Genomic DNA, 13,380 nt, shown 5'->3' on the forward strand with positions numbered 1-13,380 from the left:
GTGTTACAGGGGGTTCTTAATTGGTCATTATTTTTTGGCTTGGTTGCTTAAATTATTGGTTTTGTTGTTTCAAAAGTATCGCGGCTTCTTTGGCAAAATAAGTTGAGATTAAACTCGCGCCAGCTCGCTTGAAACACATTAATTGTTCCATCATAATTTTGTCATGATCGAGCCAACCTCGCTCTGCTGCGGCTTTAATCATGGCATATTCGCCCGAAACATGGAAAACTGTAACGGGTACATTCACGGCATTTTTAACCTCGCGCACGATATCCAAATAGGCTATTCCAGGTTTGACCATCACCATATCGGCACCTTCTTCAACATCAGACAAGGCCTCTTTGATAGCTTCGATGCGATTGGCATAATCCATTTGGTAGGTCTTTTTGTCTTTTGGTACTTCAATTTCGGCTTCTCTTGGAGCACTGTCTAGCGCATCGCGAAACGGGCCATAAAATGCAGAAGCATACTTGGCCGAATAGCTCATAATCCCCACGTGATGATAGCCTGCGGCATCCAATCCTTGACGCAAACGCAATACGCGTCCGTCCATCATATCGCTTGGTGCTACAAAATCGGCTCCTGCGGTTGCATGCGAAACAGCCATTTTTACCAAAGCGTCGTTGGTAGCGTCATTTTCTACATCGCCATTGGCAATGATTCCGTCGTGACCATAAATAGAATAAGGGTCTAAAGCCACATCGGGCATCACTATCATTTCTGGACAAGCCGCTTTGATGGCGCGAATGGCTTGTTGCATTAATCCGTTGGGATTCCAAGCTTCTTTACCTGTATTGTCTTTTAGCGCTTCGCTAACTTTTACATAAATATTGACCGCACGAATGCCTAATGCATAAATTTCTTTGACCTCTGCAACTGTTAAATCAATCGAACGGCGGTAGATTCCCGGCATAGAGGGAATTTCGACTTGTACATTCTCACCCTCTGCTATAAACATTGGAAACATAAAATCGGTAGGACTTAAAGTGGTTTCTCTAACTAAGCTTCGGATGGATTCGTTCACTCTTAAGCGACGGTTTCTGTGTAGTGGGAACATATTTTGTTATGGTTTATATTTTCAAAAATTAACTAAAGACCAATAGCCTTGGCTCCTTTGTCGTACAGTTGTTTTACTTTTTTGGGCGGATCAAATCGATAGCCTGCTGTTACTCTAAAAGTGCTAATGTCTTCATTGAAACGAATCGAGCTATTCACGTCTTGTGAAAAATTAGTATAGTTTACATTTACAAAAGTAAAAAAGGAATCTGAGTTATAGCCTAATTTTAGGTTAATAGTAGACTGAATTACGCTGGAAAAATCGCCATCAACATGATTGAATCCCGCTCCAACTGCAATTCCAGAGGATACTAGAACATGATTGCTTATTACCCAATTGTAATAATAGGAGGGAGCAAGAGTGCCCACAAGGATTTTAACTCTATTTTCGTCATTGCCGTCGTTCAAATTTATACTGGTGTGATATATTGAAAGGGTAGGGATAAAACTACCTGAACTTTTGGTTTGCCATTGGTTTTGATTGGCTATAGTTTTGAATGAAAATTTGGGATTAAAAATATAAGAAGTTGTTCCTCCTATTTTAACAGAGCGCATATTTGGTAATGCAATATCAAAATTATCCAAAGCGGCATAAAATCCTTTTTGATTGGAATACAATAGCGTCTGCATCCATTGCTTGATGATAAAACGGGTATTGAAGTTGACCAATCGCGAATTGGAGTTGTCTTTATTTACAGCAAAAAAAACAGGAGAAATGCCGTAGCTTACATCAATAAACTTGTAACTCAGACTAAATCCAATTTGTTCTTTTCTGTTGGGAACTAAGTTGACATAATTGTCTATTCCATTCACCTTAGAAACAAATTGAAAATCATTTGAAGTAGTATAAAAATAGAGGCTCGCAATTACTTTTTCATCATAGGATTTAAAATAGTTTTTTTGCGCCGATGGTTCTTGTGCCTTGCAACACAAAAGTCCAACAAACCAAAAAAGTACTATTTTTTTTAAACCCATTCTTTTGGCTGCATTAAAGTGGTAATTAATTTTTCTTCCTCGCTTCCCGCAACTGGATGATGGTCGTACACCCATTGCACGTGCGGTGGTAAAGACATCAAAATACTCTCAATTCTTCCGTTGGTTTTCAAGCCAAATAAAGTGCCTTTGTCGTGTACCAAATTGAATTCAACATAGCGCCCACGACGAATTTCCTGCCAAGTGCGTTGTTCGGCTGAAAAAGGTAACTCTTTTCTTTTTTCTACAATGGGAACGTAAGCTTGAAGAAAACTATTGCCTACTTCGGTTACGAAATTGTACCAATCTTCCATATTCATCGTTTCAGAAGCTTTGCAATAATCAAAGAATAAACCGCCAATGCCTCTCGCTTCGTTGCGATGTGCATTCCAGAAATAGGCGTCGCATTGCTTTTTATATTTTGGATAAAACTCAGGATTGTGCTTGTCGCAAGCGGTTTTGCAGGTTTGATGAAAATGAACAGCATCCTCTTCAAACAGATAATATGGGGTTAAATCTTGTCCGCCTCCAAACCATTGCTGAATTACGTTTCCGTTGTCATCATACATTTCAAAATAACGCCAATTGGCGTGTACTGTGGGAACCATTGGATTTTTGGGATGCAACACCAAACTCAATCCGCAAGCAAAAAAATCGGCTTCACCAACTTTGAATAATTGCTGCATACTGTCTGGTAGTTTACCGTGTACTGCCGAAATATTGACGCCGCCTTTTTCGAAAACAGCGCCGTTCTCGATTACGCGTGTTCTTCCGCCTCCACCTTCTGGGCGTTCCCAAAGGTCTTCTTTGAATTTGGCCTGACCATCAACCGCTTCTAATCCGGCTACGATTTGGTCTTGAAGGTTTTGTATGTAAGTGTAAAATTTATTTTTCATTTTTTAATTCAAATAATTCCATATCTAAAGGAAGTCCGTTAGTAGGTGTAAACTCTGCAATCAAAGTTCTTTGCCAAATAAAACCATTATTTTGGGCCACTTTAATGCTTCCTAAATTCGTTTTGTGCGCAATAATTTGAAGCGTTTTTAATTCTAAGACATCGTAAGCAAATTTTGACACTGCTTTTACTACTTTAGAAACCAAGCCTTTTCCTTCAAAGCTGTTTCCGATACAATAGGCGAATTCACCTATTTTATTAGTCCAATCAATTTTTTTAATGATAATTAATCCGATGATTTTTTGAGAGTCAATTTCTCTAATTGCAAAAGTAAAATTGACTTTCTGTTGTATCTCTTTCTCTTTATTTTTGATATATTCTATGGATTTATCAAGTGTTTCATTACTGGAAAGTGTAACGGGAAAAAATTTTGTCAATCGTTCGGTATTCTCAATCATAAAACGATGTAATTGTTCTGCATCAATCGGTTTTAATTTATCGACACTAATGTTTTCTTGGATTAGTATCTTCATGATAAGTTGGCTTTCAAAACGTTTACTTTATTAGCTATCCCAAACGAAAACACTTTACTTTCTTTTTGAATAAAACGATAAATAGCAAGTGCTTTTTCAGAAAAAGAAAAGGGACTTGCTGGAGAAAACGCCATTAAAAAATCGGCAAAGGATTCCATTTGGTTCCAATCGAAATGAAGGCGTTGCAAATGAAGAACCAAATCCTCTGGTGAAAAATCATTCAGACTTTCCAAATCCATTGCGAAATCTTTCAGCTCCAATTCGAGTGCCTCTTTTCGGTCTAGACTCCAATCCAAAGGCGGCAATACTAGAGAATGTAACTGCTTTAGACAATTGTCTATTCGGGTACTTTCTTTATCTCGCAATCCTTTGCTTAGCATTTTCTTCTGATTTTTAATATTCAACGGTTTAAAAACCGTTGTAATTGAATTCTTGCTCCTAATCAACGGATTAAAATCCGTTACTACAAGATTAGTCGTTCCTACGGAACTTTTTCAAAAAGAAAAAAGTATAAGTTATGTGTCTTTTTTGCTGAACACTAAATCCTGCCAACTGACCACTTTCTATTTCTTTCTATATTCTTTTACCGCATCGACAAACGCTTTGGCGTGGTCTACAGGGATGTTTGGTAAAATTCCGTGTCCTAAATTGGCGATGTATTTATCGGTTCCAAATTCGTCAATCATTTCATGTACCATTTTCTTGATGGTCGGAATAGGTGACAATAATCTTGAAGGGTCAAAATTTCCTTGCAAAGTAATATTTCCACCTGATAAATAACGAGCATGCTGTGGGGTACACGTCCAATCTACTCCAAGAGCAGAAGCTTTACTTTTTCCCATTTCGTTCAAAGCAAACCAGCATCCTTTTCCGAAAACAATTACTGGAGTCACTTCAGCCAAAGCCTCAACGATTTGGTTGATGTATTTCCAAGAGAATTCTTGGTAATCCACAGGTGACAACATTCCACCCCAAGAATCAAAAATTTGAACGGCGTTTACGCCAGCTTTTACTTTTTCTTTCAAGTATAAAATAGTGGTGTCAGTGATTTTTTGCAATAAGGTATGCGCGGCAACTGGGTTAGAGAAGCAAAAACCTTTTGCTGTATCAAAACTTTTAGAACCTTTTCCTTCTACCGCATAACAGAAAATCGTCCAAGGTGAACCTGCAAAACCAATTAAAGGCACCTCATCATTTAGCATTTCTTTGGTCAATTTGATGGCATCAAAAACATAACCTAAGGTTTCATTAACATCCGGAACAATCACTTGATTGACTTGTTCCATGGTACGAATAGGATTTGGAATAATCGGCCCTAAATTATCTTTCAATTCTACGTGAATTCCCATAGCACGTGGCACTACCAAAATATCCGAAAACAAAATTGCAGCATCTGGTCCGACGATACGAATAGGTTGTACGGTAATTTCAGCAGCTAATTCTGGCGTTTCGCAACGCGTGAAAAAATCGTATTTATCACGCAAAGCACGAAATTCTGGCAAATATCTTCCCGCTTGACGCATCATCCAAACTGGTGGACGTTCTACAGTTTCTCCTCGTAATGCTTTTAAAAATAGGTCGTTCTTTAACATAGTTTTCGGTTTTCAGTGTGCTGTTTTCGGGCTGTTCCTTAAAAAGACACTTGCTATTATTGATTTTATTTTTATATCTGAACCCTTTCAACGGGAAGGGGTTTTTGTTTATTCATATTCTGAAATGACATCGTCGATCACTGATTCAATAGTGGGCTCATCAGCCACGATGATGTTTTTAATCTTGTGTTTTTCTAAAGCTTCAGCAGTGGTTTCTCCTATACAAAAGCAGTTTTCTTTTTTAATGACATTGTTTTTTAGGTAGCTTTCTACTCCCGATGGGCTGAAAAAAAGTATGCCATCTAATTTTTCAAGAATCTTGCAAGGTGTTAAAACGGTTTCATAAACTTGAATCTCATTGAATGTTACTCCAGCCTCTTTTAAGGCCTTTGGTAAAGTCTCTTTCCGTAAATTACCACTAAAGAAGGTGTAGCTTTCATGACCGTAAATCAAAGCAATAATTTCGGCTAAATCAGCTGCATATCCGGTATAGGCCACCACATTGAATCCAGCTTCCGACAAAAGAATCTTTGTTTTAAGTCCAACGCAAAATACTTTTTTTGATTTTAAATGATCAACGTTTTCCAGCTCAAGTATGCGCTGCGCTGCATTTTGACTGGTAAAAATCAAATTGTCGTTGAGGTTCTTGAGATCAAATTCTTGCTTGTTTATAGCAATAAAATCCTCTTCGAATACTTCAAAACCAGCTACTAACAGTTGCTGACGCTGCGTATCCGAAAGTGTTTTAGTTGATAAAATAACTGCTTTTGAATTCATTATTTCTTTAGTTTTTCTTTTATCGTTTTCATCAATTCGGTGCCGCCATTATTGAGGATTTCTTCGGCTGAATGGTAGCCTAGGTTTTTCCACTCTTCGATGGGTACGACTTTGTTGATGGCTATTTTTTGTTGTCCGTCGATGGAAAAAAGAACGCCTTCGAAATGAATGGTATCTTCTTCCTCGTTATATGTTGCCAAAGCTCCGATGGGTGCGGTACAACCTCCTTCGAGACGGCGTAAAAATTGACGCTCGATGTGGGTGCACACCTCGGTTTCGATATCATTCAATTCGGATACAGCTTCGCGACAAAACTCGTCTTCGGCCATGGCTACCACTACCATTGCACCTTGTGCTGGTGCAGGAATCATCCAATCCAAATTGATAAAATCCGTTGGTTTTAAATTGATGCGCTCTAATCCTGCAGCGGCAAAAACGGCTCCACTCCAGTCATTGTCTTGCAATTTTTGCATACGAGTATTGACATTGCCTCGCAGGTCTACCACTTGATGATTGGGATATTTGTTGAGCCATTGGGCTTGACGACGCAAACTTCCGGTGGCGATGGTGCCGCTACCTTCTAGAAAATCTAGATTGCCTTTGTGTACCAAAATGTCTAGGGTGTTCGCTCGCTCTAAAACGGCGGCTTGCACAATGCCTTGTGGCAAGGCGGTAGGCACGTCTTTCATAGAATGTACCGCGATATCAACTTGACCGCTAATCATTGCGACATCAAGAGTTTTGGTGAAAATTCCGGTAATTCCTAATTCGTATAATGGTTTGTCCAAAATGATATCGCCTTCTGATTTCACAGCAATAATCTCTGTTTTGTAACCTAAGTCGTTTAGTTTTTTCTCGACCGTGTGGGCTTGCCAAAGCGCGAGTTCGCTATCGCGGGTTCCGATACGTATTGTTTTTTCTGCCATTTTACGTTTTTTTACCATTAAGGTATTAAGGGACATTAAGCTTTGTGTTGTATATAAGAAAATTAAGTTTTAAAACTTTTAGACTTAATTTTTTAATCACTTAATGGTTCAATTTCTTCACGATACTATTTATATTTAATCTATTAATCTTGCAAAATAATCATTAACAAGAGGTTTCATCGATTTTGTTATATTCAAAGTATTAAAATTAATTATCAACCCTTGAGGTCTTTGTAATAATTTCATATACGTAAGTAATTGTGCTTCGTGAATTGGTAAAAGATTTTCTATTGCTTTTAATTCAACTACTACGCAATCATTTACAAGTAAATCTATTCTCAAATCAGATTCTAATTCAAGATCGTAATAATCTATTTTGACGACTAATTGTTGTTTAACATCATATCCGTTTTGTTCTAATTCATATTTAAGGCATTGCTCATAGATACTTTCTAAAAGTCCAGGTCCTAAAGCTTTATGCACTTTTATGGCAAGACCTGTAATTTCATATGCTAATTGAGTAACCTCTTTTTTTGTCGTATATTTTTTTGTTTTTACCATTAAGATATTAAGGTAATTAAGTTTTTGTATATTATATTTTTAAAATGCTTTGCTTAGTTCTCTTAATATTTTAATGATAAAAATATTTCTAAACCAAGGCTTTGTTTATTAACCATTAAGGTATTAAGGGGCATTAAGCTTTGCGATGAATGTAAGTTAATTAAGTTTTAAAACACATAAACTTAATTCTCTTAATACCTTAATGGTAAAAAATATTCTAAGTCAAGGCTTTGTTTTGTTCTTACCTTCACGATATTAAGTTGATTGATTTTTTTCTATATTATATTTTTAAAATGCTTTGCTTAATTCTCTTAATGCCTTAATGGTAAAATTTTATTTCGCATTAGTTTCTATTTGAAATACTTTTTCTATCCATTCGATGCTTTCATCTACCATGGTGTCTTCATCTTTTAGGTGATTGGCAAAATGGGTTGTGATTTTTTGAATGATGCGATTGCTGATGATTTCGGCTTGTTCTTCGTTGAAATCGGCTAATTTCTTGCTTTGAAAATTCAACTCGGCTTCTTTGATTCCATTCAATTTTTCTTTCAAAGCATGAATCGTTGGCGCAAATTTTCTGGATTTGGTCCACACCATGAATTCATTTTTGATGACTTCAATGATAGCTTCGGCGGCTGGAATGTGTAATTTTCTGTTTTCTAAAGTTTCATCGGTCATTTGCGACAAGTGATCCAAATGAATCAAGGTCACTCCTTCTATTTCGGTAACATTTTCATGTACATTTTTAGGAATGGATAAATCTAGAATCAGCATGGGTTTTTTCAGATTCAAAATGGCTTTGTCCACCGTAGGATTTTGAGCGCCTGTAGCCACTACGACCACATCGGCTTTTTGCAATTCGAGATGCAATTCGGAATGATCTTTTACAATCAAATTCAGTTTTCCGGCTAATTTTTCGGCTTTGTCTTTGGTTCTGTTAATGAGTGTAATGTGCTCGTTTTTGGTGTGTTTTACCAAATTTTCGCAGGTATTACGACCAATTTTTCCGGTACCAAAAAGTAAAATATTCTTGTTCCCGATATCTGGAACGTTTTTCATAATGTATTGTACTGAGGCAAAAGAAACCGAAGTAGCGCCAGAACTTATATCAGTATCGGTCTTAATTTTTTTGCTAGCTTGAATGACAGAATTGACCAATCTTTCTAAATAAGCATTGGTTAAGTCCATGGCTTTCGACTCGGTAAAGCCGTTTTTTAGTTGACTGATGATTTCGAAATCGCCTAAGATTTGGCTGTCTAATCCCGTTCCTACTCTAAAAATATGATTAATAGCGTCTTGATTTTTGAAAACGTACGCTACTTTTTGAAATTCTTCAACGGTACCTTGGCTGTTCTCACACAACAATTTGATCAATTGAAAAGGATGCTCTGCATACCCATAAATTTCGGTACGGTTACAAGTGGAAGTAACGATTAATGCCGGAATTCCCTCGTTTTTTGCCTGTTGTAGCAAATTGTTTTTGGCTAAGGCATCCAAACTAAATTTACCTCTAATTGCAGCATCGGCCTTTTTATAGCTTAATCCAACCGAGTAAAAGTAGTGGTGCTTAGCGCTTTGATTTTTTTCCATAAATACAGTTCCTGTAAAAGTGGAACAAATCTAGAACTATCGCTTGTATAAAAACAACGCTAAAAGTTCTTTTTGTGTCGCTCAATGCTTTTTTGGATTTATTTCGTTATTTAAATGCAAAAACGTTTATTTTTGTAGCAATTACAAGGCTTAACTAGTTATTTATTTAGAGTGATTCTAAATAAATAAGATTCGTTAAAAACTTTTTTCAAATAAAAAAATGTCGCTATGGGTTCACAAGAAATCATAAAAATAGAAGAAGATTTTATTTTATTGCGCTTTCAAAACGACGGTGCAATACCCTTTCATATGCAACATGAAGTGAGTAATGGTTTAATTCAATTTCATTTTGGATTAAAAGGAAAAGCAAAATTTTTATTCAATCAAGGCAGTTATGCTTTAGAAATGAATGAAGAAAAGTCCTATCTGTTCTACAATCCACAGAAAGAATTACCGCTTAATCTAGAATTGGCTCCCAATACTTGGATGATTTCGATTCTGATTTCGATACAAAAATTTCATGGACTATTTTCTAATGAAGCCAGTCACATTCCTTTTTTGAGTGACGAAAACAAGGATAAAAAATATTATAAAGAAGGTGATATTAGTCCTTCGATGGCGATCGTATTAACGCAATTGTTCCATTACAATTTAAATCCTTCGATCAAAAACTTGTATTATAAAGGCAAAGGATATGAATTGCTGAGCTTGTATTTTAATCGTTCCGAAGATCCTGATGCGGAACAATGTCCTTTTTTAATAGACGAAGATAATGTCTTGAAAATTAAAAAAGCCAAAGCAATTATTATTGCCAATATGGCTGAACCACCGGGTTTACAAGAACTTGCCGATACAATTGGCTTGAATTTGAAAAAACTAAAAATGGGTTTCAAACAAATTTACGGCGATACTGTTTACGGCTTTTTGTTTGATTACAAAATGGATTATGCCCGTCAATTGTTAGATAGTGGTTCTTATAATGTGAACGAGGTGGGTTTAAAAATTGGCTACAGTACCGGAAGTCATTTCATAGCTGCTTTCAAGAAGAAATTTGGTACCACGCCGAAGAAATATTTGATGTCGATTAACTCTTCCATACCATAAACCATCAGTTTTAACTATCTCTCAGAAAAAAAAAGAATAAGTACCATAACCGATAAAAACAAGGTTTCTTTATTTTTGAAACTGAAAGCAATAAATGCTAGTTTTCATCCCAAAAAAATAAAATAAAAAACATGAAAGGTGTATTATTAGTCAACTTAGGTTCTCCAGAAAGTCCAACAGCAAAGGACGTAAAACCATATTTAGACGAATTTTTAATGGACAAATACGTAATAGATGTTCCTTATTTATTGCGTGCCTTACTCGTTCGAGGCATTATTTTACAAACCCGACCTAAAAAATCGGCAGAAGCTTATGCCAGAATTTGGACTAGTGAAGGTTCTCCTTTGATTGTACTTTCGAAAAAGATGCATCAAAAAGTAAAACAGTTGGTAGACATACCCGTGGCTTTAGCAATGCGTTATGGAACCATGACCATTCAAAAAGGCTTGCAAGAACTCAAAGACCAAGGCGTAACAGAAGTGATGCTTTTTCCTTTGTATCCGCAACACGCTATGGCTTCAACAACAACTATTGTCGTTTTGGCTGAAGAATTACGTCAAAAGTATTTCCCAGAAATGACGTTTACTAATGTTCCAGCATTCTACAACAAACCCGATTATGTTCAAGCACTTTCAAATTCCATCAAAAAACACTTGGAAGGATTTGACTATGACCATTTATTATTCTCGTATCACGGTATTCCAAAACGTCACATTCGCAAAACAGATGTAACCAATTCGCATTGTAAAATTGATGGTTCTTGCTGTAACACGCCTTCGCCAGCACATGAGTTTTGCTACCGTCATCAATGCTATGAAACGACCAAACAAGTAGTGAAATTATTAGGTATTCCAGAAGGCAAATACAGTCAAACCTTTCAATCTCGTTTGGCAGGAGACAAATGGCTTACTCCTTACACTGATGTTGAAATCAATAAAATGCCAGAACAAGGGATTAAAAAATTAGCCGTTGTAACCCCAGCTTTTGTGGCCGACTGTCTAGAAACGCTAGAAGAGATTGCTATGGAAGCCAATGAGCAGTTCCTACATCATGGTGGTGAAGAATTTATGGCCGTTCCTTGTATGAATGATGAAGACGAATGGTGTGGTGTGGTAGCAAATTGGATTAACGAATTCAAGAAAGTTTAAATTTGTTTAAGGTTTGAAGTTGCTATAATACCTTTAAACCTTGAACTTGAAATCAAAATAAATGGAACTCTACAACTACCTAAAATCCTTGCACATTATTTTTGTAGTCACTTGGTTTGCGGGACTCTTTTATATTGTACGCTTGTTTGTGTACCAAATAGAAGCCGCTGATAAACCCTCTCCCGAGAAAGAGATTTTGCAAAAACAATACAACCTTATGGCCTATCGGTTGTGGTACATTATTACTTGGCCTTCGGCAGTGATTACTTTTTTTGTGGCCTTTTGGTTGTTACTTTTTACCGATTTAGGTCGAAGCTGGTTGCAAATGCCTTGGATGCATGTCAAACTAGGTTTTGTTTTTTTATTGTATTTGTATCATTTTAAATGCCATCAAATTTTTAAACAATTACAACGCAATGAAGTAAAATACACCACCAATTATATGCGTATTTGGAATGAAGGAGCAACACTTATTTTATTTGCAGTGGTGTTTTTGGTAGTGCTCAAAAATGCCTTCAACTGGGTGTATGGCGTGATTGGTATTTTTTTATTTTCAATCATTATCATGTTGGGCTTTCGTTTTTACAAAAGAATAAGAGAAAGGAAATAGTGGTCAGAATTCAGTTTTTAGTGATCAGTTTCCAATCTGCGCCTGTTAAAATTTTGCCTGTTTGTAAATTTAAAAACCTAATTATTCGTTTGCAAAATAACTGAACACTAACAGTCTGAGCACTGAATACTATAAAATTATGCTAAACAACTTCAACATTTCGATGCTTTCCTTACGGACTAGGATTTTCCTATCGATGATTGTTGTTATTGTAGTTTCAAGTGTTTTATTAGCGTCAATTTCGATTTTACAATTTAAAAACGAAGCGCGAGATTACCATCAAGAGCGTTTGGAGCGGAAAGAAACCGCAGTAAAAGAGCATATCAATTATGTGTTATCGACCACAACCTATCCGCTAATTCAGAATAACTTACCCTTAATTTTTAAAGATAAGATCCATGAATTGTCTCAAATTCATAATGTAGAGATCAATATTTACAGTCTAGAAGGACATCTTTTGAAATCCTCCAAGGAATCATTTTCTATTGATAAAAAAGCGCCACCAGTTCCGAAATACATACTTAAGTTAGTGCGTTCCTCTATTGATAAACGTTTTGTGGATATCAAATCAGTCGATGGAGTCAAGAAGCGATCGTCTTATAGTCAAATTAAAGATGATAAATTCAAACCGCTGGGGGTGTTGAATTTGCCCTATACAGAAGACGATAGTTTTTATCAAAAGGAATTGCAAAGCTTTCTAATTCGTTTGGGACAAGTGTATTCCTTCATGCTCATAGTCGCTTTTGCTTTGGCGTATTTCTTGGCGACCTACATTACCAAATCGCTGAAAACTATTGCCGATAAAATGAGCCAAACTAATATTGAGCAGAAAAACGAAAAAATTGTCTTGGATGCCAATAGCCGTGAAATTAATTTATTGATTCGTTCCTACAACGAAATGGTCGATAAATTAGAGAAAAGCGCACTGAAATTGGCGCAAAGCGAAAGAGAAGGTGCTTGGCGCGAAATGGCCAAACAAGTGGCGCATGAAATTAAAAATCCATTAACACCTATGCGATTAACGGTACAAAGTTTCCAAAGAAAATTTGACCCTAATGCCGATAATGTCAAACAAAAACTCAACGAATATTCTGAGACTTTAATCCAGCAAATTGATATTATGAGTGCTGTAGCTTCGGCTTTTTCGAACTTTGCCTCGATGCCTGCCCAGCAAAACGAAACATTGAATGTGGTTGAGGTTGTTGAATTGGCTTTGGATATTTTCAATGAAGAATATATTGTTTTTGAGAGTCAGTATCCTGCAATTATTTCGAGTATGGATCGCTCGCAACTCATACGTGTCATAACCAATTTGGTCAAAAATGCCATCCAAGCTATTCCAGAAATGCAGGAAGAAAAATCCATCAAAGTAGTCGTAAAAAGAACGCAAGATCAAGTGGTTATTTCAGTTCAAGATAATGGAGTAGGAGTGTCCCAAGATGCAATATCAAAAATATTTGAGCCAAAGTTTACCACAAAATCTAGTGGTATGGGACTTGGATTAGGAATTATTAAAAACATTATAGAAAATTACAACGGAACCATTACCTTTGAAACACAATTAGGAAAAGGCACCACTTTTAGGGTGACTTTGCCCATCATTCAACCCTAAAAAA

The 13,380-nt window shown here is 36.4% G+C and carries 14 protein-coding genes; 4 read left to right on the plus strand and 10 right to left on the minus strand.

Going from position 1 to position 13,380, the window contains the following annotated elements:
* Positions 1-52: 52 nt before the first annotated feature.
* From hemB to hemA, 10 genes are all read right to left on the minus strand, one after another.
* Complete coding sequence (hemB, locus tag AO58_RS0104740; RefSeq protein ID WP_024980603.1) at positions 53-1,057, minus strand: porphobilinogen synthase; 1,005 nt, start codon at positions 1,055-1,057, stop codon at positions 53-55.
* Between the two features lie 32 nt (positions 1,058-1,089).
* Positions 1,090-2,031 carry a DUF4421 family protein gene (locus AO58_RS0104745; RefSeq protein WP_024980604.1) on the minus strand — a complete coding sequence of 314 codons (942 nt, stop codon included), beginning with the start codon at positions 2,029-2,031 and terminating at the stop codon, positions 1,090-1,092.
* Positions 2,022-2,924 (minus strand): oxygen-dependent coproporphyrinogen oxidase, encoded by a 903-nt coding sequence (hemF, locus tag AO58_RS0104750; protein WP_024980605.1) that lies wholly within the window; start codon positions 2,922-2,924, stop codon positions 2,022-2,024. Before hemF ends, AO58_RS0104745 begins: the two co-directional genes overlap by 10 nt.
* Positions 2,914-3,456, minus strand: coding sequence for a GNAT family N-acetyltransferase (locus tag AO58_RS0104755; RefSeq protein WP_024980606.1), 543 nt, complete (start codon positions 3,454-3,456; stop codon positions 2,914-2,916). The genes hemF and AO58_RS0104755 overlap by 11 nt, the downstream gene beginning before the upstream one ends.
* Positions 3,453-3,836: a PH domain-containing protein gene (locus AO58_RS0104760; RefSeq protein ID WP_024980607.1), complete on the minus strand. Its 384-nt coding sequence runs from the start codon at positions 3,834-3,836 to the stop codon at positions 3,453-3,455. The genes AO58_RS0104755 and AO58_RS0104760 overlap by 4 nt, the downstream gene beginning before the upstream one ends.
* 183 nt (positions 3,837-4,019) lie before the next feature.
* Positions 4,020-5,048, minus strand: coding sequence for a uroporphyrinogen decarboxylase (gene hemE, locus AO58_RS0104765; RefSeq protein WP_024980608.1), 1,029 nt, complete (start codon positions 5,046-5,048; stop codon positions 4,020-4,022).
* Between the two features lie 108 nt (positions 5,049-5,156).
* Positions 5,157-5,825: a uroporphyrinogen-III synthase gene (locus AO58_RS0104770; RefSeq protein WP_024980609.1), complete on the minus strand. Its 669-nt coding sequence runs from the start codon at positions 5,823-5,825 to the stop codon at positions 5,157-5,159.
* Positions 5,825-6,751 (minus strand): hydroxymethylbilane synthase, encoded by a 927-nt coding sequence (gene hemC, locus AO58_RS0104775; protein ID WP_024980610.1) that lies wholly within the window; start codon positions 6,749-6,751, stop codon positions 5,825-5,827. The genes AO58_RS0104770 and hemC overlap by 1 nt, the downstream gene beginning before the upstream one ends.
* Positions 6,752-6,886: 135 nt before the next feature.
* Positions 6,887-7,312 (minus strand): GxxExxY protein, encoded by a 426-nt coding sequence (locus tag AO58_RS0104780; RefSeq protein ID WP_024980611.1) that lies wholly within the window; start codon positions 7,310-7,312, stop codon positions 6,887-6,889.
* A gap of 333 nt (positions 7,313-7,645) precedes the next feature.
* Positions 7,646-8,902: a glutamyl-tRNA reductase gene (gene hemA / locus AO58_RS0104785; RefSeq protein ID WP_024980612.1), complete on the minus strand. Its 1,257-nt coding sequence runs from the start codon at positions 8,900-8,902 to the stop codon at positions 7,646-7,648.
* A gap of 228 nt (positions 8,903-9,130) precedes the next feature.
* On the opposite strand from hemA, the gene AO58_RS0104790 reads away from it, so the two are divergent.
* From AO58_RS0104790 to AO58_RS0104805, 4 genes are all read left to right on the plus strand, one after another.
* The gene (locus tag AO58_RS0104790) at positions 9,131-10,006 is read left to right on the plus strand and encodes a helix-turn-helix domain-containing protein (RefSeq protein ID WP_024980613.1); all 876 of its coding nucleotides are present in this window, start codon (positions 9,131-9,133) and stop codon (positions 10,004-10,006) included.
* Between the two features lie 131 nt (positions 10,007-10,137).
* Positions 10,138-11,154 (plus strand): ferrochelatase, encoded by a 1,017-nt coding sequence (gene hemH, locus AO58_RS0104795; RefSeq protein WP_024980614.1) that lies wholly within the window; start codon positions 10,138-10,140, stop codon positions 11,152-11,154.
* Positions 11,155-11,215: 61 nt separating this feature from the next.
* On the plus strand, positions 11,216-11,764 hold the full coding sequence (locus AO58_RS0104800; RefSeq protein ID WP_024980615.1) for a CopD family protein: 549 nt from the start codon (positions 11,216-11,218) through the stop codon (positions 11,762-11,764).
* Positions 11,765-11,903: 139 nt separating this feature from the next.
* Positions 11,904-13,376 carry a sensor histidine kinase gene (locus AO58_RS0104805; RefSeq protein WP_024980616.1) on the plus strand — a complete coding sequence of 491 codons (1,473 nt, stop codon included), beginning with the start codon at positions 11,904-11,906 and terminating at the stop codon, positions 13,374-13,376.
* Positions 13,377-13,380: the final 4 nt, after the last annotated feature.

This window comes from Flavobacterium succinicans LMG 10402 (assembly GCF_000611675.1).
Classification (GTDB): domain Bacteria; phylum Bacteroidota; class Bacteroidia; order Flavobacteriales; family Flavobacteriaceae; genus Flavobacterium; species Flavobacterium succinicans.

Coding starts and splice junctions, on each gene's coding strand:
- AO58_RS0104755 (WP_024980606.1), bottom strand. CDS start 3,456: ATGAAGATACTAATCCAAGAAAACATTAGTGTCGATAAATTAAAACCG.
- hemF (WP_024980605.1), bottom strand. CDS start 2,924: ATGAAAAATAAATTTTACACTTACATACAAAACCTTCAAGACCAAATC.
- hemH (WP_024980614.1), top strand. CDS start 10,138: ATGAAAGGTGTATTATTAGTCAACTTAGGTTCTCCAGAAAGTCCAACA.
- AO58_RS0104770 (WP_024980609.1), bottom strand. CDS start 5,825: ATGAATTCAAAAGCAGTTATTTTATCAACTAAAACACTTTCGGATACG.
- AO58_RS0104805 (WP_024980616.1), top strand. CDS start 11,904: ATGCTAAACAACTTCAACATTTCGATGCTTTCCTTACGGACTAGGATT.
- hemC (WP_024980610.1), bottom strand. CDS start 6,751: ATGGCAGAAAAAACAATACGTATCGGAACCCGCGATAGCGAACTCGCG.
- AO58_RS0104780 (WP_024980611.1), bottom strand. CDS start 7,312: ATGGTAAAAACAAAAAAATATACGACAAAAAAAGAGGTTACTCAATTA.
- hemE (WP_024980608.1), bottom strand. CDS start 5,048: ATGTTAAAGAACGACCTATTTTTAAAAGCATTACGAGGAGAAACTGTA.
- hemB (WP_024980603.1), bottom strand. CDS start 1,057: ATGTTCCCACTACACAGAAACCGTCGCTTAAGAGTGAACGAATCCATC.
- AO58_RS0104760 (WP_024980607.1), bottom strand. CDS start 3,836: ATGCTAAGCAAAGGATTGCGAGATAAAGAAAGTACCCGAATAGACAAT.
- hemA (WP_024980612.1), bottom strand. CDS start 8,902: ATGGAAAAAAATCAAAGCGCTAAGCACCACTACTTTTACTCGGTTGGA.
- AO58_RS0104790 (WP_024980613.1), top strand. CDS start 9,131: ATGGGTTCACAAGAAATCATAAAAATAGAAGAAGATTTTATTTTATTG.
- AO58_RS0104800 (WP_024980615.1), top strand. CDS start 11,216: ATGGAACTCTACAACTACCTAAAATCCTTGCACATTATTTTTGTAGTC.
- AO58_RS0104745 (WP_024980604.1), bottom strand. CDS start 2,031: ATGGGTTTAAAAAAAATAGTACTTTTTTGGTTTGTTGGACTTTTGTGT.